Origin of the sequence: Streptomyces sp. NPDC050388, from assembly GCF_040655635.1 — a bacterium.
In the GTDB taxonomy this organism is placed as follows: Bacteria; Actinomycetota; Actinomycetes; order Streptomycetales; family Streptomycetaceae; genus Streptomyces.
On sequence record NZ_JBFAKH010000285.1, the window covers coordinates 1 to 1161 of the forward strand.

Below are 1161 nucleotides of genomic sequence, written 5' to 3' on the forward strand. Positions count from 1 at the left end.
TACTGATCTTTTCGTTAGTTCGGTGGGTGTGGCGGGCTCGTTGGTGGGAGTCTGGTGTCGTGTCTTTCAAGCCTTCGCCTGTTGTCTCCGGGCCTGTCGTTCCCCCTTTGACGCGGCCGCAGTTGGCCGAGGCGCGGCGTGTGCGGGCGGCTGAGTTGTTCGATCAGGGACGTTCGAATGCCGAGATCGCTCGGATGCTGGGGGTCAGTGCCGAGAGCGTGCGGCGGTGGAAACGGGTGTGGGAGGAGGGCGGCACCGATGCCCTGCGCCGGCGCCCGGCCACCGGTCGCCCGCCCAAGCTGGACGATGTCCAGGTCGAGCAGGTGCGGACCGCGCTGAAACAAGGCGCCCAGGCGCACGGGTTCGAGGCCGATCTGTGGACACTGGAGCGGGTCGGCCTGGTCATCGAGCGTGCGACGGGGGTGTCCTTGTCACGCGCATCGGTGTGGCGGCTGCTGACCGGCCGGCTGGGGTGGAGTCTGCAGCGCCCGGAACGTCGCGCGGTGGAGCGGGACGAGTCCGAGATCGCCCGCTGGATAGCTCACGAGTGGCCGCGCATTAAAAAGGGGCGGTGAACACACGTGCCTGGATCGTGTTCCTCGACGAATCAGGCGTGTCGCTGCTGCCTCAGGTCCGTCGCACCTATGCACCCCGCGGCCGCACACCTTTCCTGCGGCACCGGCTGAACTGGAAGCGCGCCTCGATGGCCGCGGCCCTCGGCTACCACGCCGCCGATCCCGACCGCGGGCCGCGTCTGTGCTTCCATCTCAAGCCTGGCAGCTACGACACCACCGCTCTCATCGAGGTCCTGGAGCAGATGAAGGTGTTCTACCGCGGCGAGCGAGTGGTGCTGGTCTGGGACGGCCTGTCCGCCCACTGGAGCCGGGCGATGCGGGCCTGGGCCGCCGACCAGGACTGGCTCACCCTGGAGCGGTTACCCGCCTACGCTCCCGAGCTGAACCCGGTGGAACTGCTGTGGTCCTCGCTCAAGAAGCGTGAACTCGCCAACCTCGCCGGCGACCACCTCGCCGATGTCGCCGACGCTACCGAGCAAGGCATCCACCGCATCAACGCCAACCCCCGACTGCCATGGTCATTCCTCGCCCATACCGGCCTGACCATCCGCCCACCACACCCACCGAACTTACGAGAAGATCAGTA

At 67.4% G+C, this 1161-nt stretch carries 2 protein-coding genes; both read left to right on the forward strand.

Features of this window, described 5'->3' with window-relative positions:
* On the forward strand, window positions 1-575 hold a 575-nt coding region (locus AB0I73_RS41425), incomplete at its 5' end, for an IS630 family transposase (RefSeq protein WP_363045536.1).
* Window positions 572-1161, forward strand: a 590-nt coding sequence (locus AB0I73_RS41430) for a transposase (protein WP_363045537.1), incomplete at its 3' end; no start/stop codon positions are given. The genes AB0I73_RS41425 and AB0I73_RS41430, both read left to right, overlap by 4 nt.